We start from the raw sequence: 20899 nt of genomic DNA on the forward strand, positions 1-20899 counted from the left end.
GACAATGAGCTAATTGGTAAATTAAATTTATTTATTTTATTTCTAAATAATTTTATATATTTGCACCCAAATATATAAATTGTTTTTATGAAGAAAATAGCGATTTTTGCCATGTCTTTTTCTGCAATTAGTTATGCGCAACAACCCAAAACGCATGGTATAGAAAAAGATACCTTAGGCTTAGAGGAAGTCGTAATCACTGCCAATCGTATAGAGGAAAAGAAAACCGATGCGGTGGCCAATGTGACGATTATTGACCAAAAGAAACTCCAACAGTTTATTAAGATTGCGCCCGATATGTCGCACCTTATTGGAATGATTGAGCCAGCTATGGCGCTCTCTACCAATACAACCAACAATCGCTATCAGAACTTACGCGGGCGTGCACTCTTAGTGCTTATCGATGGGATTCCTCAATCTACGCCCTTACGCTCCACCGACCGTGATATACGCTCTATAGATCCTGCAGCAGTAGAGCGTATTGAGATTGTGAAAGGTTCTACGGCTATTTATGGGAATGGTGCTATCGGGGGGATTATGAATATCGTAACCAAGAAAGCACCTAAAGGGGTAGCTTTCAGCGGGCAAACTTCTTTAGGGGCTTCGGGCAGAGATTCTTTCATGGAAAACAGAGGCTTTGGTTACCGCTTCAATCAGCAGTTCTCGGGTAACTATAAGGGCTTTTCTTACCTACTTGACGGTGCTCTTACACAAACGGGTTCAGCTGTGGATGGGGCTGGGGAGTACATCTCTCCTCGCTATGGCTTGGGCGATGTACGTACCTATAATGGTTTGGTAAAGCTTGGCTACCAGTTCGATGAGGATAACACAGTAGAGGTCATGTATAACTTTTACCAGAGCCTGCAGCATACCCCTTTGGTCGCCTCTGGAGGAAAGTATTTGCAGAGCCCTCGTATTGGAGTCTATGGTAGCAAGGATCCAGCTGCTCAGGATGAGGGGATGCGCTACAATCACAATGCTTATGTGAAGTTCAATTCCAATAATATCTTCGCCCATACCGACTTGGAACTCTCTGCCTTTACCCAACATCAGTACGCAATCTTCGACTATCGCAAGCATAATGCCAAGAGTCCACGTTGGGAAAGTTCCAGCGGACAAGCAACTGTAAAAGGGGAGAAATACGGAATCCGTACCCAGCTTACCACCAAATTACTCCTTGGGGAGAACATCTTTACCCAACTCCTCTATGGAATAGATGCCTTGATTGATAAGACCAGTCAGCCCCTTGTAGATGGGCGTTACTGGATGCCTGAACTGACTTCCTACAACTCAGCTCCTTTCTTGCAAACCAAAACCACTTTCTTCAACCACTATGTACTCAAGGCAGGACTACGCTATGATTATATAGACGTGGCTGTGCCAGACTATCAGGTGCTTAGGCTCAAAAATACCGATCCGCGTGTCTATGTAAAAGGTGGGGAACTCTCCTATAACAACCTCTCTCCCAATGTAGGGATTGCTTACAACCAGATCAAGTACTTCCAGCCTTTTGCTTCTTATTCACAAGGATTTTCTATCTTTGACTTAGGCCGTACCCTTCGTGCTGCGAAGGCCGATGTACTCTCTAAGATCAACACAGAACCTGTCAAAACGGATAATCATGAGATAGGGGCTTATTCCGAAATAGGTAAATATGTGCACCTGAGCGGCTCTTACTTCTATACCTATTCTAAGCTCGGTAGCGACCTCAAGTCAGTAAGTGGTTTCTGGGTAGTGGATAGAAGCCCTCAGAAGGTATATGGCTTTGAGGTGAATGCAGATTTCTTCCCTACCGATTGGCTTACCCTTGGCGGTAGTTTTATCTCTTTCGAAGGGGAAAAGAAATCCACCGAGGATGGCCCTTGGGACGGTTATATGAGTGGTACTTCTATTCCTGCGCCTAAGGCAAGTGCTTATGTAAGAGTTACCCCAACTGCTAAGAGCTACCTTCAGGTCAATTATCTACACACAGGCAGCCGTGACCGCTTTACACCCAACAATCGTGGTATCTACGAAGAAGGCGAAGGGGTAGTCTTTCCTATAGACCTCTTCTCCCTCAGTGCAGGTTATACCTTCAATAAGAATCTATCTATAGGCTTAGGAGTGGAGAACCTCGCCGATAAGGTGTATTATACCCCTGCCTCTATGCTTGTTGCCCGTGATGCCGAATATGCTCATGGCAATGGCCGCTACTTCAACCTAAATCTTACTTACAAGTATTAGGGAATAAACCTTAACAGGTAATAGGTAAAGTTAGCGAGTGTTCGTGCTGGGTATATGATAAAGTCGCACACTGTAGGGGCGAATTGCAATTCGCCCTTATATTAGCAGGTAATAGGTAAAGTTAGCGAGTGCTCACGCCGAGTATATGATAAAGTCGCACACTGTAGGGGCGAATTGCAATTCGCCTTTATATTAGCAAGTAATAGGTAAAGTTAGCGAGTGTTCGTGCTGGGTATATGATAAAGTCGCACACTGTAGGGGCGAATTGCAATTCGCCCTTATATTAACAGGTAATAGGTAAAGTCAGTGAGTGCTCACGCCGAGTATATGATAAAGTTGCACACTGTAGGGGCGAATTGCAATTCGCCCTTATATTGTCGAAATTTTTCCTTATATTATTGCAATTCGTATTTGAATTGGGTTAATTCTACATATTTGCTATAATTCGCCCTTTCATTGATATAATTCATCCTTATATTGTCACAATTCGCTCTCATACTGGTGAGAGTGTATCATAGGGAAGCCTTTAGCCTTATCTATAATAGGTGCTTACTACAAGAAACGTATCAGCGTAAAGGAGGAACTTGTTACTTATTACCTGTTATCTATTTTTCTTAAAAAACAAAGAGATTTTTTTTATTAATAAAAGAAAATAAAGAAATATTTGTTAGTTTCATTTTTTTTATGGAAATTTGCACCCTTTAAAAAAATAAAATGAAACTAAGAATTTTCTATGCAGTTGCGCTTCTCTTTATAGCTATACAAGGGGCTTTAGCGCAAAAAGTAACCGTTACAGGAACGGTAAAAGATGGACAAGGAGATCCTATTATGGGCACCTATATTCTTATCAAAGGGACAAGTAAGGGTGCTACTACCAATGATAAGGGTGCTTATACCATCGAGGCCAACGTAGGGGATGTACTTTATTATTCCTTTTTAGGAATGAAGCAGGTGGAGAAGAAGGTAACTCAAAAATCTTCGGTGATCAATGTTGTCCTACAGGACGATGTTCAGGAGATTGATACAGGGCTTGTCTTCACCGGTTATGGAGCACCTAAGGTAGCCAGTAAGACAGTACCTTCTGTCTCAGTTGTACAGGGAAAAGCTCTGGCTGAAACTCCCAATGCCAATGTGATGGATGCACTTGCTGGTCGTGTAGCAGGGATGGTAGTTACTACAAGTTCAGGAAGACCAGGCGCCTCTTCCAATGTGCTTATCCATGGATTTAACAATTTTCAATCAGCTCTCAAGGGGAGTGCCTCAGGACAGGATCCTCTCTATATAGTCGATGGAGCTCAGGTGGACGGTGATATCATGTCCAGTATCAATCCTAATGATATTGAGAATATTACTGTTCTCAAGGATGCCGCTTCTACCTCTATCTATGGTTCTCGTGCGGCCAATGGGGTGATTCTCATTACAACCAAGCGTGGTAAGTACAACCAGCCAACAAATATTACGATCAGTCATCAAGTAGGGTTCAATGCCATCACCAGTGCCAGTCGTAAATTCTTTGACAACATGATGTCTCCTCGTGAGTATATGGACTTCTGGGCTCAGCGTGACCCTGGTGCAATTCGCTCTGCAGCAGGGGTGTCAGGCGATACCGATGCTGCTATCGAAAAGATATTGAAAGAAAATCCTTATAACACACGCTGGGACAAGATCTTCTTCCGTGATTTTGTACCCACTTCACGTACCGATGTTTCTATATCTGGGGGAACGGCCAATACTGCTTACTATTTCTCTTTGGGATATTTTAAGCAAGAGGGCTCTACTGCTCCTGCACTGGATTATCATCGTTATAATGTCAATTCCAATATTGATACACGTATTAATAAATGGCTTAAAGCGGGACTATCTCTTTCTATGAGCTATACCGAAAGCGAAGGAGGACGCTCTTCTGTAGTAGGAGGTAGGGTCTTGGCTTTACCACTTTATACCCCTTATAATCCTGATGGGTCAAGAAAGAATTTTATCCGTGGACTTACAGGGCGTTCTACGGGCTTCTATCACCCTGAGTACGATGCCGAAAAGCATCCCTATGGCTCTTATGGGGTGGATGTCATGCCTATAGCGTACTTGACGGTGGAACCTATTAAGAACTTAGTATTCAAGACTCAAGCAGGGGTACAATACAGTGCTGGAGAATCTGAATCAAAACAGTTACACTCTTTCACTGATTATAAGTTTGGTTATGAAACTACAGCATTTACTCAACTTAGTCAGAGTAAGGCTTATAAAAAGACTTTTACCAACACTTTAGAATATAAATTCCTTTTAGGAGATTCTCATTCTTTTACAGCTTTGCTTGGACAGGAATCGATTGAGAATATTGCTAAGACTTTGACTAACTATACCGCAGGGCAGCCTTCTGATGGACTTTCTATGTTGGTACATGGTAATAAGAATTTTGCTATAGGGGATAACAAGTCTGTCAGTACTTTCAATTCGTTTTTCTCTCGCTTGGAGTACGACTATCAGGGGCGCTTTTTCTTAGATCTTTCAGGCCGTCGAGATGGCTCTTCTAATTTTGGACGCAACAATCGCTATGCCAACTTCTGGGCAGTAGGGGCTATGTGGAAGCTTAAGAAGGAGAATTTCCTCAAAGAGGTCAAATGGCTTACCGATCTTAACTTGCGCTTCAGTACAGGACTCTCTGGAAATGCAGGAGGGCTTAACTATAGCAACCTCAATGTCGTAAGTCCTTTGGCAGTATATCAAGGGCAAACAGGATATACCCTTAGTAGGTTGGGAAATCCTGACATTCGTTGGGAGGAACAGACAAAAACCAGTGTAGGACTCAATGTGGTATTCCTTTACAATACCTCGCTTAATGTAGAGTACTATAACCGTCGTACCTATGATGCGCTTTCTTACCGTGATAACAATAGTGCCAGTGGATATACACAACTCTATGGCAATACCGGCGGAATGCAAAACCAAGGGATAGACCTCTCTATATCATCACGAGTATATTACAATGAGGCAAATAACCTTAGTGTACGCCCTTATTTTAACTTCAACTATAATCAACAAAAGATCGTTGAAATTTTCGATGGAAGACAGTCTTTGGTTAATGCTCGTGACAAAATTGGATTCAAGGTAGGAAAAGCTCTTGAGTATACAGCAGTGTTACACAAGGGGGTTAATCCCGATACAGGACTTATCGAGTGGTATAAACCAGGAGAGGATAAAATGGAAAAACAAACCGATGACTCTCAAGTAACTACAGAATATAACTTGAATTTGGGACAGACCACAGGTAAGAAGATGCATGCTCCAGTCAATGGTGGTTTCGGATGGGATATTACTTATGGTGGCTTTAGTTTGGATATGAATTTTTCCTTCTCCATAGGTCGTTGGGTAGAGAATAGAGATATGATCTATACAGAAAACCCTAACACTTTTGCTAATGGAAACCTAAGCCGTAATGTATTTGATTATTGGAAACAACCGGGGGATGTTACTCGCCATCCTAAAATTACTGAGGCTACTTTTGTGCAAGGAAGTGACTCACGCCTGATACAGAATGCTGATTTCGTTCGTCTAAAGGGAATTACCTTAAGTTATCGTTTGCCTAAGGAAGTGATAGAACAAGTGGGCTTCTTCCAAGGGGTACGTCTCTATGGTACTGCCCGTAATGTTTTTACCATAACCAAGTACGAAGGAGCAGATCCAGAATTTACACAACCTATATCTATAGGAGGATACCCTCCTTCTCGTCAGTTTACTTTTGGTGTTGAACTTAAATTCTAAAAAAATATGAAGAAAATATATAACAAATTACCATTATTTATTCTCTTAGCACTCTCTCTGCAAGGTTGTGCTAAGTTAGATCAAGAGCCTTATGTAGATCTGAGTGACGAAAAGGCTTACCTCAATGTCGAAGATGCTCAGTATTGGGTCAATGGTATGTACAGAGCCTTGCGCGACAATACCTATGGTAATGCCATGATAAGCACCGACATACAGGCTGATTTTCTCAATGCAGTACGCCGTGATAATGAAAAACTTCCTGCGCTTCACCGTTGGGGGAATACTTTCACTTCTTCCGATGAGACAACTGCGGCTATCTGGTTGGCTCATTTCAAGGCAATACAGGACATCAATCTTTCTCTCCAGAGAATCCCTTCTATTCCAATAGAAAAGGATAGAGAGACTACTCAAAAAGCACAAATAAAGCGTAATATGGGCGAACTTTATTTAGGGCGTGCTTATTTCTACACCTACTTGGTTACTCACTTCTGTGGCGCGTATGATGCTTCTTCTGTTTATGGACTCCCTATCCTAAGAGAGCCTAAAGTAGCAGACTTCCCTGCACCGAGCTCTTTGAAGGAAACCTATGAGTTTATCCTTAGTGATATTGCTTTGGCCGAGGAGTATCTTGCCAATACAGCAGGAGAGGTAGGTTCCACTACTTTTACTGTAGATGCAGCTAAAGCGCTCAAGGCACGTGTCTTGCTCTATCAGGGTGAGTGGGCAACAGCTTATCAGACAGCTAAGGCACTTATTGATACAGGTACTTATCCTTTGGCTACTTCATCCGCTACCCTTAAAAATATCTGGGCTGAGGATGCTGCAACGGAGAGCATTGTCCAGATTTATGCAGCGGCTGGCTCTACAGGGAATGTTAGCATTGTCAATGAGCTACCTAAGGCCAATGATATCTATATAGGGGCTAATAACTTTGACCGTCGCTTGCGCCGCTTCCTCTATAACCCAAGCTATATCCCTACACAGTCTTTTGTAGATCTGTTCGATACAGCGGATTATAGAAAAAGTATTTATTTCCAAAAACTCTTTGTGGATTATGGAAATACTGTATATAGCAATATCTATTTGGTAACCAAGTATCCGGATAATAGCAACCTAAAGAGCAATCCCTCAGGGCTTCCTACCTATATGCACAAACCGAAATTGTTCCGTATAGCAGAGCAATATCTTATCGCAGCCGAGGCTGCTTACCGCAATGGGGATGAGGCTAACGCTCTTGTATACCTCAATCGTCTCCGCGCTTCTCGTGGACTGACCACTGCGCTAACAGCCACTGGGGATGCGCTTCTGACTGAAATACAGAACGAACGTAATCGTGAGTTAGCTTTCGAAGGGTTCCGCCTTCACGATATCAAGCGTTGGGGATTAGGGGTGGTACGTGGTACACCACAGAATACTGATGCTATCTTCACTTCTCCTGCCAACGAATATCATCAGCTGAATATCTCTGCAGGATATTACAAAATGACATGGCCTATTCCTGCTACCGATATTACTTATGAAAAAGGAAAATGGAAACAAAATCCAGGATGGTAATTCATATATTATACAAATAAAAAAGCTGCCCACAGGCAGCTTTTTTTATTTGTAGTATTCAAATTTTTGTTGAATGATCAGAGAGAGTTCTCCGTTTTCGCTTTCAGTCTTTTTGATCCAGTTTCTCTTCTTATCATACTGGTATACATAGTTTTTCTTCTGGGCTATGGTACCATCTCCTTTGTAGACAATGTTCTCAGTTTCATTACCTTCCTTATCATAGGTAGAGGTTATCTTTTTTAGGAGTTTACCTTCAGCATCATAAGTGAGGCGTTCTATCGGATTCCCTTGGGCATCGTTCTTATAGAGGGTCTTGGTCGAGAGTTCATCTTTTTTATATTTATCCTCTTGGATAAGGTAGCCTTTGTCATCATAGGTGAAAATGCTCTTTTCGTCACATACCCCTCCTACACAGCTGGATTTCTCTATAAGTTGGTTTTTGTCATTGTATTTCGAGAAGGTACTCATAAAAAGGTTTCCTTCGGCAGTGAGTAGGTCGTGGCGGGTACGGTTTCCTTTTTGATCATACTCATATAGGTTGGAGGAAAGTTTCTTGTTGTCCTCATCCTTGGATATGGATTCTATGAGATATCCTTGGTCATTGTAGGTATCGTGGTAGGACATGATCATTCCATTATTCTTCACTTGCATCTTAGTAGTACGTCCCTTAGGGTCGAACTCGGTGAGTAGCTCTGTATTCCCTCTGAAGGGTTTCCCCTTTTCATCTATACGATAGTCCTCTATGATGTAAGTCTTTACTTTTCCTTTGAGCTTGGCAGCATCCCAACCTGTCTTTTTGTTCTGGTTTTGGCCAAAAGCAAGGGTACTTGCTAAAAGCAAGAAAATTCCTAATCGTTTCATTTTTCTATAAATTATTTTTTTAAGAGTGCAAAGTTACAAAAAAGATAAATACTCAAGAATAAATTATTATTATTTTAGCAATTCAAAAATTCCCCTAACCCCTCCCTAACCCCTCTCACTTCTCGTCTTATTTCTTATGATCTCCTTCCTTGACTTTGTCTTCTCCATGTGGTATCTTTGCTGCAAATTAAGTGAAAAGTGAAGAATGAGCCAACTCTTCGTTCTTCATTCTTCACTTTTCATATTCCCTAAAGAAATGCACTCCTTAGCAACAGACCTCCTATGGAAAATCGTCAATGGCCGTCTCCTACAATGCTACCAAGGCACGCAAGTTCAACCGTGAACTCCAGCGTATCATGGACGAGGATACCTACCATGAGTTGTTCCCACAAGCGACTCTTGCACGTTCTCCCTCTTCCCAAGCAGCAAGGAAGAGCCGCAACTACGCTCGCAATGCCGACGAGTGCGAGATAGTGGGCTATCAGGGGTGTTTCAAGACTATAGGAGTCGGCGGCTCTCTCACTGGAGAACCAGTGGATATACTTATCATGGATGACCTCTACAAGGATGCTGCTGCGGCATGGTCGCCCCTGATACGGCAGAATATAGCCGACTGGTACGATACGGTAGCCTCTACCCGACTGCACAACTCCAGCCAACAGCTCTTGGTTTTCACCCGCTGGCATGAGGATGACCTCGCCGGACGCCTCTTGCAGAAGGAAGGTCTCTACCACCCTACAGACAACCCGCACGGGTGGGTACTGCTGAGTTTCCCTGCTGTCAAGGACAGTCCGCCCACCCCTCTTGACCCCAGAGCAGAGGGAGAGGTGCTCTGGCCAGAAAGGCACAATCTGGAAAAGCTCCTGCAGATCAAGCAGCGCAATGGGGCTGTCTTCGAGAGTCTTTACCAGCAGAACCCGCAACCTTCACAAGGGCTTATGTATGAGGAGTTTCAGTGCTATACCGAGATTCCCTCACACACTTACTCTGTGGCTTATATCGACGCTGCTGATAGCGGTGCCGACTACCTCTGTATGCTCTTTTACAAAGAAGCGCAAGAAGGGAATTTTATTGTAGATGTACTCTATACCAAGGATCCAATGAAGGTAACCGAGCAGGAGATTGCCCATAAGCTCTTGGAGCATCAGGTGGAGCGCTGCCATATAGAGAGTAACAACGGCGGAGGACTCTTTGCTCATAATCTGGAGGAACGTGCTCAGCAGATGGGGAACAACTTTACCCGCTTCTATCCCTTCCATCAATCACAGAACAAGATAGCGCGTATTTTCTCTGCCTCGTCCTTAGTGCAGCAGTTAGTACACATGCCCCTGGATTGGAAGAAACGCTTTCCGACTTTTGCCCGAGACCTCATGGGCTACCTCAAGGAGGGAACCAACCCTCATGACGATGCCCCCGATGCTCTCACTGGCTCGGTAGAGTGCCGCCAACCTCCCCGCAAGATTCCCCTCTCAGAACTGCTACAATGGTAAAGAGAGTGAAGAATGAAGAGTGAAGAGTGTAGCCAAGCGAATGAGCTTGGGTATGTGGTGAAGAGTGAAGAGTGAAGAGTGAAGAATGAAGAGTGTAGCCAAGCGAATAAGCTTGGGTATGTGGTGAAAAGTGAAAAGTGAAAAATGTAACCAACAAATACCTAATACCAGCGTTGTGTCACATATGTAGGGGCGAATTGCAATTCGCCCTCCAACAAGAGAGTCAATTCGCCTTTCCCACCACATGACAAATCTCCTTCCAAGTATTATGAAGCAATTCTTTGTTACTAACAAGACCTGCAAGCCCCCTCGCCAGTGTTGGAGTATTAACCATTGATCATTAACCATTAATCATTAATTATTAATAATCAGTCTTTTGTATTATCAGTTAGCAACTTCAATCAAAAAAATTTTCTCATTACAATAAAATATACTAACTTTGCCATTCCAAAAAATATAGTATCATTTTATGAAAATCTCATATAACTGGATAAAAGATTTCCTCAAGATTGATTTACCAGCCCAAGAGGTAGGCGAGATTCTTACCGATTTAGGCTTGGAAGTAGAAGGTATCTACTCTTACGAGAGTGTAAAGGGAGGGCTCGCTGGCGTGGTGGTAGGTGAGGTACTTGAGTGTACCAAGCACCCCAATGCCGATAAGCTAAGCCTTACCAAGGTGGATTTAGGTGAGGGAGGCGTAGTACCTATTGTCTGTGGGGCTCCCAATGTAGCTCAAGGACAGAAGGTTGCTGTAGCTACCATTGGGACTACTCTCTATGACAAGCAAGGGGAACCTTTCAAGATTAAGAAAGGCAAAATCCGTGGAGAAGAGAGTCATGGAATGATCTGTGCGGAGGACGAATTGGGTCTGGGAGAGAGTCACGAGGGTATTATGGTATTGGATAGCTCTTTGCCCAATGGCAAGCCTTGTAGTGAGGTTTTTCATATTGTCTCCGATACTATTTTTGAGATAGGCCTGACTCCAAATCGTGCAGATGCGATGAGTCACTTAGGCGTAGCTCGTGATCTAAGAGCAGGGCTCCTACAGAGGGGTACCAATAAGGAGATTATAACCCCCTCGGTGACCGATTTCTTTGTAGAAAACCGATTGCTCAAAATCGATGTCTTGGTGGACAACAAGGAACTGGCACCTCGCTATTGTGGAGTGAGTATCTCCAATGTCAAGGTAGCTCCTTCGCCTGCTTGGCTACAACACAGGCTTAGGGCGATAGGGGTCACTCCTAAGAATAATATAGTGGATGTGACCAACTATGTCCTCCACGACTTGGGGCAGCCCCTACATGCCTTCGATGCTTTACGTATCTCAGGTAAGAAGATCATTGTTCGCAATGCCTCTGAAGGTGAAAAATTCCAAACTTTGGATGGGGTGGATAGAACCCTTTCAGCCGAGGATCTGGTGATCTGCGATGTAGACAAACCACTGTGCTTGGCGGGGGTATTAGGAGGTAACAACTCAGGGGTAAGTCAGGATACTACTCATATTTTCTTGGAAAGTGCTTACTTTAACCCTGTGGCGATTCGCAAAACTGCCAAAAGACATGGAATCTCTACCGATGCTTCTTTCCGCTTCGAAAGGGGAGTCAATGCCGATGATTGTAAGTATGCGCTGCTCAGAGCCGCTATTATGATCAAAAAATTGGCCGGAGGTGAGATTTCTTCCGATGTGATTGATTTATATCCCAGAAAAATAGAGGATTTCCAAGTGTTCCTCACCTATGAAAAAGTGGATGCACTTGTCGGCCAGGTGATCCCTCGCGATGTTATCAAGAGTATTCTACACTCTCTGGGTATCCAGATTAATAGCATTACCGAGATAGGTATGGGGCTTACAGTGCCTTCTTATAGAGTCGATGTACAGCGCGATGTGGATGTGATAGAAGAGATACTTCGTGTATATGGATATAACAATGTTGAAGCTCCTTCCAAGGTGAGTGCTTCTATGGCACATGCCAACCGATATGAAGATTTCAATGTACAAAATATTATTGCTGACCAGCTCGTAGGGCAGGGATTTTTTGAGATAATGAACAATAGCCTTACTACAGCTCAGTACGAGACACTTTCTGAGGATATTCAGCCAGCCCAGAGGGTGACATTGCTCAATCCACTTAGCCAGGATCTGGCTGTGATGCGACAGAGCATGCTCTTCTCAGGTCTGGAGACCATCGCTTACAATAACAACCGTAAGCGCACTGACTTGGCGCTGTTTGAGTTTGGTAAAACTTATCACAAGGTAGAGCAGAGCTACACCGAGCCTAAGCACTTGGCGCTTTTCCTCTCTGGAAATACCTATCCCGAGACATGGAATACCCCTACTGAGAAGACCAACTTCTACCAGCTCAAGGGCTACCTCTTAGCTATCTTCTCCCGTTTGGGAATCGTAGATTATCAGGAAGAGCCTACCACAGAAGGAATATTCCAAGAAGGAATAACTCTAAAAATAGGACAACAGACTTTGGCTTCCTTAGGGATAGTCAGGACAAGTATCTTGAATCATTTCGGAATCAAGCAAGCGGTATACTATGCCGATGTTCGCTGGGAGGTAGCTCTTGAACATTTGGCTAAGAAGGTCGTTTATAGGGAAATCCCTAAGTACCCAGAAGTACGCCGCGATCTGGCACTGCTCTTGGATGAGGATGTTTCCTTCAGAGCGATCTATAATATCGCCCATAAGACAGAAAAAGAATTACTCAAGAAAGTATTCCTCTTCGATGTATATCAAGGGGACAAACTCCCTAAGGGCAAGAAGAGCTATGCCGTAGGGTTCCTCCTACAGGATAGCAATAAAACCCTTACGGATAAGCAGATAGATAAGACAATGGAGTCCTTACTGGCTGCCTTCCAGCAGGAAGTGGGTGCCCAGTTGCGCTCTTAATTGTAATGTACCATGATGGATTTTTCTTCCAAATTATTGGAAAATGCAGTCTATGAGATCTCACAACTGCCAGGAATAGGAAAGCGCACCGCCCTGCGATTGGCCTTACACCTGCTCAAGCAACCTCCTGCACAAACCGAGCGCTTGGCAGCATCGTTGGTCAGTTTGGTCAATGAGATTACTTATTGTAAGCAGTGCCATAACATATCCGATACGGAAATATGTGACATCTGTGCCAATATCCATAGGGATAGCTCCTTGCTCTGTGTGGTGGAGGATGTGCGAGATGTCATGGCTATAGAGAATACCGGACAGTACAACGGGCTCTACCACGTGCTCGGGGGAAAAATCTCTCCTATCGACGGAGTAGGGCCTAATGAGCTGACCATCGCCTCCTTGGTCAAAAAGGTAAAAGAAGGTTCTGTCAAGGAAATTATCTTTGCCCTGAGCAATACCATGGAAGGCGATACAACCAATTTTTACATTTACAGACAGTTAGAAGGCTTGGATATTACCACCTCTACCATTGCCCGAGGCATATCCGTAGGGGACGAACTCGAATATACCGATGAGGTAACCCTCGGCAGGAGTATCCTACACCGCATCCCCTTTCAGGTGATGTAGGAGGAGGTCGTTGGGTTTTACTAAGTCAGAACTTAAAAACTATTTATAAAGTTGTAAAAGCAATGGTTAAACAAATAGAAGTAAAACAATAAAAAATAGATCAAATGAATCTTTAGTCTATTGCTTTAATCATTGACAATTAACAATTAACAATTAAAAAAAATGGCAAGGTACGAATTAAAATTACCACAAATGGGAGAAAGCGTTGAGGAGGCTACTGTCTCTTCTTGGCTTAAAAAAGTAGGGGATACCATACACTTGGATGATATCTTGGTGGAGGTAGCCACTGACAAAGTTGATTCTGAAATTCCCAGTGATGTAGAGGGAATCCTCACCGAAATCCTTACTCCGGAAAGAACCGTGGTAAAGGTAGGACAGCTCATGGCGGTGATCGAAACAATAGAGCAAAATGCCGCATCGGAGCCTACTATTGCCCTGCCTGAGGCTACACCTTCTTCTGAGGAACTATTGCCTATAGAGGAACCTGAGCAAGAGAACATTTCTTCTTTTGAGGAGCCTCAGGAGATAGCCCTGCCCGCAGCTACTTCAGAAGAAGAACTACAAGAGGTAGTGCCTGCTGTACCTTATGTGCCTACTCAAGTGGATACCTCTGCGGATGCTACTTCACAGGAAGATACTCAAAAGGATTTCTACTCTCCCTTGGTAAGAACCATTGCCAAAGAAGAAAATATATCAGAGGAGGAATTGGCCTCTATTGAGGGAACAGGGGCTCAGGGACGCATCACTAAGTATGATATTCTTCGCTATTTAGAAAATAGAACAAGACAAGAGGGAGAACAAGCGCAAGTGGCGGTTACTTCTGAGCCAGCGACAATTACTCCTGCTTCTTCTACACCAGAAGTTTTACCGGTTGCTCAAGAGGAAAAAGAGGCAGCCACAGAGCAGAAAGTAGCAGAAAGTCATGAAGTAAAATATCCTGATATTGAAGATTTTATAAAGAACTTAGCCGCTACCCAGTCTCAAAAAGAGGCTCCTGCAGCCCAGGCTACTCCTGCCCCAGCGGCTCAGGCTACTCCTACTCCGGCGGCTCAGGCTACTCCTGCCGCCTCTTTACAGATACCTGTAAGTGCTCCTGAGCAAGCACCGCTGGCGACAACTTCCTATACACCTTCTCCTGTCGATGACAATGTGGAGGTGATCGAGATGACTCGTATGGGCAAGCTTATTGCCAACTATATGAGCGAGAGCAAGCATATATCGGCTCATGCAACCAGCTTTATCGAGGTAGATGTGACTCGTATCTGGAACTGGCGCAATAAATACAAAAAACAATTCGAAAGCCGCGAAGGAGAAAAACTTACCTTTACTCCTATCTTTATAGAAGCAGTAGCTAAAGCATTGAAGGATTTTCCTTTGATGAATATCTCTACCGATGGCGAACGTATTTTTAGGAAAAAGAATATCAATATAGGGATGGCTACAGCCTTGCCCAATGGCGATCTTATCGTGCCAGTAATTAAGAATGCGGATCAATTAAGCTTGGTAGGATTGGCTAAATCGGTTAATGACTTGGCTAAGCGTGCCCGTGAGAACAAGCTCAAGCCGGAAGAGGTCAAGGGAGGTACTTATACAGTGACCAATATAGGGGCTTTTGGAAACCTCTTCGGTACGCCTATCCTTAACCAGCCTGAAGTGGGAATCTTAGCCATCGGCGCCATTCAAAAGGTACCTGCGGTGGTGGAAACACCTGAAGGGGATGTCATCGCTATCCGTTACAAACTGATGCTCTCTCACAGTTTTGATCATAGAGTGGTCAATGGAGCACTCGGAGGTATGTTTGTCCAAAGAGTGGCCAAGTATCTCGAACAGTGGGATATCACCCGCGAAGTATAACCATACTCCTCCCCCTATGCAATGGCTGACTTTTTACCTTGCTTATCCTTTTCTTTGGATAATCTCTCGCCTGCCCGATAGGCTTCTCTATGGCCTATCGGATGGGCTTTGCTTTCTTATCTATAGAGTTATTGGCTATCGCAAGAGAGTAGTAAGGGGGAATCTTGTACGTGTTTTCCCAGAAAAATCTTTGGAGGAAATCAAAGAAATAGAGAAGAAATTCTATCATCATTTCTGTGATATTTTCTTGGAAATGGTCAGAACGATGTCTTTTTCTCAAAAGGAAATGCACAGAAGAATGACCTATACCAACAAGGAAATTTTGGAGGAATTTCACCAGAAGGGGAAAAGCTTTATCATCATGTGTGGGCACTACAATAGTTATGAGTGGTTGCTTTCTTTGGCTTCGCAGATACCCCACACTTCTTATGCACTGTATACACCTATTACCAATAAGTATTTTGACCGATATATACGCCGTCTCAGGGAGCGATTCCATAGCTACCTCATCTCTCGCTACAAGGCGATAGAGGAGATACGTCGCCAGCAGCACCAGGGAATGCTCTGTGCCTACGGCTTGGCTTCTGACCAATCACCATCGAGTTCTCCTAAGAACTATTGGCGCCCTTTTATGGGGGTTACTGTGCCAGTCTTCACAGGGGCAGAGCGTATCGCTCGTCAGTTCAATATCCCTGTGGTCTTCTGTGATATACAGAAGGTCAAAAGAGGCTACTATGAGGCTACTTTTACTCTTATCAGTGAAGAACCGCAGCAGACTCCTGAGCACCAGATTACTGATATTTTCACCCAAATGCTTGAGTGTCAGATACGAAAAGCACCTCAGTACTACCTATGGACACACAATCGCTTCAAACATGCCAAGTAGGCTTCCTCTGTAGTTTTGATAAAAGTTTATAATATAAAAAAATAATTAGTTATGGCAGTAGTATATGGAGAGTGAGAAAAGATAGAGAGAAAACTTTCAATCTCTTTTGTTACATAAATAAAATAGTTTTATGAGTAAGTATGTGATTTTTTTATTCGTGTTGTTTGTGAGTTGTTCTTCAGAAAATCATATAAGGATCACCCAACAAAAAAATTTACCTACTGGATTAATCTCTTATACCTCAAAAGATGGAAGTTTCTCTTTTTATAAAAAGATAACCATTAAAAATGATTCTTTTTATTTTGTGTCATTGAGGGCAAAATATATAAAAGGAGCGGACATCCATCTGTCCAATAAGGCTATGCAGTTGGATGAAAAAGAAAAAAAATATATTCCTTTTAAAAAGCATATTATAAAACTATACCCTTATCAAGAAAAGGAAGTGTATCTCCTTTTGTCTATTCCTACTGATTTTGTGAATGATAGACGACAAGAATTAGTCCCTCTCTTGGAAAAATATGTGCCAAAAGATAGTGTAATCAAAGTTGAGAATATTAAAAAGGTAGAGATTGATTATGATAAGCTGAAAAAGGAGTATCCTGTGATAACAGAATGTTTTCTAAAAAGTTATGACTCTATAGAAATAAAGGTACTGAAACCTAAAGAAGAAGTCTTGCATTTTAAGGCGGAGTGGTGAGAAGTCTTCTGATGATATGCCCTCTGAAAAGGATAGTAGAACCCTTGATTTGGTGAGAAAATCTTCAGCGAAAAAAAACTAAAAGTAAAAGGCTTTTTATCATTATTTTTTCGTATATTTGCCCATAAATATCACATATAGAATTTTTATTATAAAATCTTGATTCCTTATGGACAAATATTCTTTTCTTAATGCTGCAAATACACAGTTCTTTGCAGATTTGTACGACCAATATTTGGAGAATCCCGACTCGGTGGAGGCCAGTTGGAGAGCATTCTTCCAGGGGTTTGATTTTGCTCGCGAGAGCTATGGATATGATTTCTTTCAGGAATCAGTTCCTCAAGAAGTTTCTACTGTAACTGCTCCTGCAGCTTCCTCAGTAGCTTCTACCCCTCAAGCCGCCCCCGTGCCAGTCTTTGGCAAGGTAGAGAAAGAATTGCAAGTACTTAATTTGATCAAGGCTTACCAGCGCCAAGGACATCTGCTTGCTCAGATAGATCCACTCAAGGAGCGTAAAGCGCCACAGGTATCCCTATCCTTAGAAAAATTTGGCCTTTCTCAGGCTGATCTCTCTACAGTGTTCGATGCCGCTAAGGAAATCCATTTGGCACCGTCTCCTCTTTCTGTAATCTTGAAAAAGTTAGAAGATACTTTCACTAAGAGTATCGCCATAGAGTTTGAGCACTTGGATAATGAGGAAGAAAAGAAATGGTTCCAAGAAAAAATATATTCAGGAGATTATACTACTGAGTTCTCCAAAGAGCAAAAGAAACGTATCTTGGAGAAATTAGCCGAATCTACTACTTTAGAAAACTTTTTTCATAACAAATATGTAGGTCAAAAGCGCTTTTCTTTGGAAGGAAATGAGGCTGTAATCCCTGCCTTGGATGCTCTTATTGAGGCAGCTGCTGACCAAAGAGGGGTAAAAGAGGTAGTCATAGGAATGGCGCACCGTGGTCGTCTGAATGTTCTTATCAATATCTTAGGGAAAAACCTTCAAGATGTGTTCTCTGAATTCGATGGTAAGGATTATTTAGATCCTGAATTTGATGGGGATGTAAAATACCACTTGGGGCTTACTACTCATCGTACTACAGCCAAGGGTAACGAAGTGTTGTTGAACCTTGCGCCCAACCCTTCTCACTTAGAAACAGTAAGTGCTGTCCTACAAGGAATTACACGTGCTAAACAAGATCTTCACTATGCCGATAATCCTTCTCAGGTATTGCCCATCGTTATGCACGGCGATGCGGCTGTATCTGGACAGGGAATCGTATATGAGGTAATGCAGATGGAGCGCCTTCGTGGTTATACTACTTCAGGAACAGTTCATATAGTGATTAATAACCAAATAGGGTTTACTACGAATCCTTCGGATTCTCGCTCTACTACCTATTGTACAGATGTAGCTAAAGGATTCCAAGCTCCTGTGCTGCATGTCAATTCCGATGATACCGAAGCGGTAGTACGTGCTATGCTTTTGGCTATGGAGTATCGTATGGCTTTTGGGCATGATGTCTTTATCGATGTAATTGGTTATAGAAAATATGGACATAATGAGGGGGACGAACCTCGATTCACACAACCTGCCTTGTATAAGATTATAGGTGGACACAACAATCCGACAGTGATCTATACAGAATCTTTGGTAAGACAAGGAGTGATCACTCCTCAGGAGATACAAGCCTATCAGGAGACTTTTCGCAATCATCTGGATACAGAATTGGAGGCTTCTCGCCTGAAGGAATTTACGATCATCACACCTATCATGCAGAATGAGTGGAAGGGATTGGAGCATATTGCTTCTCAGCAGGATATGCTACTTAAGATAAGTACTGCCTATGAGAGAGAAAAATTGGATGCTTTAGCCCAGCTTATCACTACACTTCCTGAGGATAAGAAGTTTATCAATAAGATAACTAAGATTATCAAAGAGCGTCATAATCTTTATTTTGAACAAAATAAGGTAGACTGGGGGATGGCTGAGCACTTGGCTTTTGCGACTCTCTTATCCGAAGGGCATGATGTACGCCTCTCTGGTGAGGATGTAGGTCGTGGTACCTTCTCTCACCGTCATGCTGTAGTCAAAGAGGAAGAGTCGGAAGAAAGTATCATTCCTCTATCCCGTATAAAAGAACAAGGCGGAGGAACTTTCCATGTATATAACTCTTTGCTCTCCGAATATGGGGTGTTAGGATTCGAGTATGGGTATGCCCTTACTGCTCCACAGACCTTGACTATTTGGGAAGCTCAGTTTGGTGATTTTGCCAATGGTGCTCAGATTATGATAGACCAATACATATGTTGTGGTGAGGACAAATGGAAAAACCAAAGTGGTTTGGTAATGCTCTTGCCTCACGGTTATGAAGGACAAGGAGCAGAGCACTCTTCGGCTCGCTTGGAGCGTTACTTACAGCTATGTGCTACCCAGAATATGTATGTGACCAACTGTACCACTCCAGCCAACCTATTCCACTTGCTTCGCCGTCAGCTCAAGGCTCCTTTCAGAAAGCCGCTTGTAGCGATGTCTCCTAAGAGCTTACTGAGACATCCATTGGTGATTTCTTCTGTTGAAGAACTTACTCAAGGATATTTCCAAGAAGTATTGGATGATTCTCAGGTGAATCCAGAAGAAGTACGTACTCTTACTTTCTGTTCAGGAAGGTTTTACTATGACCTCTTGGCTGAAAGAGAAAAATTGGGACGTAAGGATGTAGCCTTGGTACGTATAGAACAGCTTTTCCCTCTCCCTATAGAAGAGCTTAAGCTTATAATTGCACGTTATCCAAATGTGACCGATTATGTATGGGCTCAGGAAGAACCTAAGAACATGGGGGCTTATGGCTATATGCTGATGAATTTTGATATAGTAAAATGGAGATTGGCCGCGGCCAATGCATATTCTGCGCCAGCTCCAGGAAGCCCTATGCGCCACAAAGCACGCCATCAGGAAGCTATAGATAAGGTGTTTTTAGCTATATAGTAATTAGCTTTTTACAATAGTTCGATAGAGGTTATTCTTCAGATAACCTCTATCTGTTTTTTTACAATTTGATAGAGAAGTAATCAACTATAGTTTTTATCTATATCACTATAGTTTTTATTTTTGATTTATTTTGTTTTTAGCGAAAAATAAGAACGTTAATTATTGTTTAAAATTCTATTTAAATTCATTGATTGTAAAATGGTTGAGAATATTTTTTCATTATATAAAAAGTTAAAAAAGGACTTTAAGATATTTTTATAATAGGTAATTGGAAAATAATTTATACCTTTGCAAAAAAATAAAAAATAATGGATTTTACAAATAAAACAATTGGGGAGATAGTAGCGGAAGATTTTCGTACAGCTGCTATTTTCAAAAAACACGGAATAGATTTCTGCTGTCGTGGAGGAAGAACTATAGAAGAGGCTTGTGAGAAGAAAAAAGTTATGGAACAACAACTCATAGATGAGCTCTCTGCTTTGCCTTCTGGAAAAGGAGATAATGTAGATGTAAGTAGCTGGCCTTTAGATCTATTGGCTAACTATATTGTAAAGATACACCACGAATATGTAAGGGAAAAAACTCCTATGTTATTGCAATTCTTGGATAAGCTTTGCAAAGTGCATGGAGACAGACACCCAGAACTCTTTGAGGTAAATGCACTCTTTACCGAAAGTGCTCATGACTTAGGGGAACACTTCCAAAAAGAAGAGCGTGTACTTTTCCCTTTTATTGAGAAATTGGCTCAAGCAGCCCAGAGTGGCACCCCTTTGGAGCCTTCTCACTTTGGTACAGTGGAAAACCCTATCGAAATGATGAAGCACGATCATACTATTGAGGGGGATCGTTTTGCTAAAATAGCTGAAATTACCCAAGGATATACTCCTCCTGCCGATGCTTGTAACACCTATAAAGTTACTTATGCAATGTTGGAAGAATTCGAAAATGACCTACATCGTCATATCCACTTGGAGAATAATATCCTATTTCCTAAGGCTATTGAATTGGAAAAAAAGATACAAACAGCTTCATAACTCATAGCAATTTAATTTAAGAGGAAACTACTTGG

The 20899-nt window shown here is 42.5% G+C and carries 11 protein-coding genes and 1 pseudogene; 11 read left to right on the top strand and 1 reads right to left on the bottom strand.

Annotated elements, in window-relative coordinates; translation table 11 throughout:
* Positions 1 to 87 precede the first annotated feature (87 nt).
* The 3 genes from CAPGI0001_RS09965 to CAPGI0001_RS09975 all read left to right on the top strand — a co-directional run bounded on the left by CAPGI0001_RS09965 (position 88) and on the right by CAPGI0001_RS09975 (position 7536).
* The gene (locus CAPGI0001_RS09965; RefSeq protein ID WP_002669567.1) at positions 88 to 2223 is read left to right on the top strand and encodes a TonB-dependent receptor; all 2136 of its coding nucleotides are present in this window, start codon (positions 88 to 90) and stop codon (positions 2221 to 2223) included.
* Between the two features lie 714 nt (positions 2224 to 2937).
* Positions 2938 to 5982 (top strand): SusC/RagA family TonB-linked outer membrane protein, encoded by a 3045-nt coding sequence (locus tag CAPGI0001_RS09970; RefSeq protein ID WP_002669453.1) that lies wholly within the window; start codon positions 2938 to 2940, stop codon positions 5980 to 5982.
* 6 nt (positions 5983 to 5988) lie between these two features.
* Positions 5989 to 7536, top strand: a complete 1548-nt coding sequence (locus CAPGI0001_RS09975) for a RagB/SusD family nutrient uptake outer membrane protein (RefSeq protein WP_002669423.1) — start codon at positions 5989 to 5991, stop codon at positions 7534 to 7536.
* Positions 7537 to 7581: 45 nt separating this feature from the next.
* Here the strand turns inward: CAPGI0001_RS09975 and CAPGI0001_RS09980 are convergent, their stop codons facing one another.
* The gene (locus tag CAPGI0001_RS09980; protein ID WP_002669433.1) at positions 7582 to 8397 is read right to left on the bottom strand and encodes a hypothetical protein; all 816 of its coding nucleotides are present in this window, start codon (positions 8395 to 8397) and stop codon (positions 7582 to 7584) included.
* Between the two features lie 302 nt (positions 8398 to 8699).
* On the opposite strand from CAPGI0001_RS09980, the pseudogene terL reads away from it, so the two are divergent.
* The 8 genes and pseudogenes from terL to ric form a co-directional block, all read left to right on the top strand.
* A pseudogene (gene terL, locus CAPGI0001_RS09985) lies at positions 8700 to 9887 on the top strand (phage terminase large subunit); the annotation flags it as partial.
* A gap of 469 nt (positions 9888 to 10356) precedes the next feature.
* The gene (pheT, locus tag CAPGI0001_RS09990) at positions 10357 to 12783 is read left to right on the top strand and encodes a phenylalanine--tRNA ligase subunit beta (protein ID WP_002669472.1); all 2427 of its coding nucleotides are present in this window, start codon (positions 10357 to 10359) and stop codon (positions 12781 to 12783) included.
* Positions 12784 to 12798: 15 nt separating this feature from the next.
* Positions 12799 to 13407 carry a recombination mediator RecR gene (gene recR / locus CAPGI0001_RS09995; RefSeq protein WP_002669543.1) on the top strand — a complete coding sequence of 203 codons (609 nt, stop codon included), beginning with the start codon at positions 12799 to 12801 and terminating at the stop codon, positions 13405 to 13407.
* Between the two features lie 162 nt (positions 13408 to 13569).
* A complete protein-coding gene (locus tag CAPGI0001_RS10000) occupies positions 13570 to 15261 on the top strand; it encodes a dihydrolipoamide acetyltransferase family protein (protein WP_002669527.1) in 1692 nt (563 codons plus the stop codon).
* A gap of 16 nt (positions 15262 to 15277) precedes the next feature.
* The gene (locus tag CAPGI0001_RS10005; protein ID WP_002669588.1) at positions 15278 to 16147 is read left to right on the top strand and encodes a lysophospholipid acyltransferase family protein; all 870 of its coding nucleotides are present in this window, start codon (positions 15278 to 15280) and stop codon (positions 16145 to 16147) included.
* 130 nt (positions 16148 to 16277) lie between these two features.
* Positions 16278 to 16844, top strand: coding sequence for a hypothetical protein (locus CAPGI0001_RS10010; protein ID WP_002669389.1), 567 nt, complete (start codon positions 16278 to 16280; stop codon positions 16842 to 16844).
* Between the two features lie 169 nt (positions 16845 to 17013).
* Entirely contained in the window at positions 17014 to 19827 is a 2814-nt protein-coding gene (locus tag CAPGI0001_RS10015) for a 2-oxoglutarate dehydrogenase E1 component (protein ID WP_002669421.1), read from the top strand.
* Positions 19828 to 20138: 311 nt separating this feature from the next.
* On the top strand, positions 20139 to 20864 hold the full coding sequence (ric, locus tag CAPGI0001_RS10020; RefSeq protein ID WP_002669464.1) for an iron-sulfur cluster repair di-iron protein: 726 nt from the start codon (positions 20139 to 20141) through the stop codon (positions 20862 to 20864).
* Positions 20865 to 20899: the final 35 nt, after the last annotated feature.

Source organism: Capnocytophaga gingivalis ATCC 33624, assembly GCF_000174755.1.
Classification (GTDB): domain Bacteria; phylum Bacteroidota; class Bacteroidia; order Flavobacteriales; family Flavobacteriaceae; genus Capnocytophaga; species Capnocytophaga gingivalis.

Excerpts from the sequence above, each read along its gene's own strand:
- CAPGI0001_RS10005 (WP_002669588.1), top strand. The coding sequence starts at position 15,278 with ATGCAATGGCTGACTTTTTACCTTGCTTATCCTTTTCTTTGGATAATC.
- CAPGI0001_RS09970 (WP_002669453.1), top strand. The coding sequence starts at position 2,938 with ATGAAACTAAGAATTTTCTATGCAGTTGCGCTTCTCTTTATAGCTATA.
- CAPGI0001_RS09965 (WP_002669567.1), top strand. The coding sequence starts at position 88 with ATGAAGAAAATAGCGATTTTTGCCATGTCTTTTTCTGCAATTAGTTAT.
- CAPGI0001_RS10010 (WP_002669389.1), top strand. The coding sequence starts at position 16,278 with ATGAGTAAGTATGTGATTTTTTTATTCGTGTTGTTTGTGAGTTGTTCT.
- ric (WP_002669464.1), top strand. The coding sequence starts at position 20,139 with ATGGATTTTACAAATAAAACAATTGGGGAGATAGTAGCGGAAGATTTT.
- CAPGI0001_RS09980 (WP_002669433.1), bottom strand. The coding sequence starts at position 8,397 with ATGAAACGATTAGGAATTTTCTTGCTTTTAGCAAGTACCCTTGCTTTT.
- recR (WP_002669543.1), top strand. The coding sequence starts at position 12,799 with ATGGATTTTTCTTCCAAATTATTGGAAAATGCAGTCTATGAGATCTCA.
- CAPGI0001_RS10015 (WP_002669421.1), top strand. The coding sequence starts at position 17,014 with ATGGACAAATATTCTTTTCTTAATGCTGCAAATACACAGTTCTTTGCA.
- CAPGI0001_RS10000 (WP_002669527.1), top strand. The coding sequence starts at position 13,570 with ATGGCAAGGTACGAATTAAAATTACCACAAATGGGAGAAAGCGTTGAG.
- pheT (WP_002669472.1), top strand. The coding sequence starts at position 10,357 with ATGAAAATCTCATATAACTGGATAAAAGATTTCCTCAAGATTGATTTA.
- CAPGI0001_RS09975 (WP_002669423.1), top strand. The coding sequence starts at position 5,989 with ATGAAGAAAATATATAACAAATTACCATTATTTATTCTCTTAGCACTC.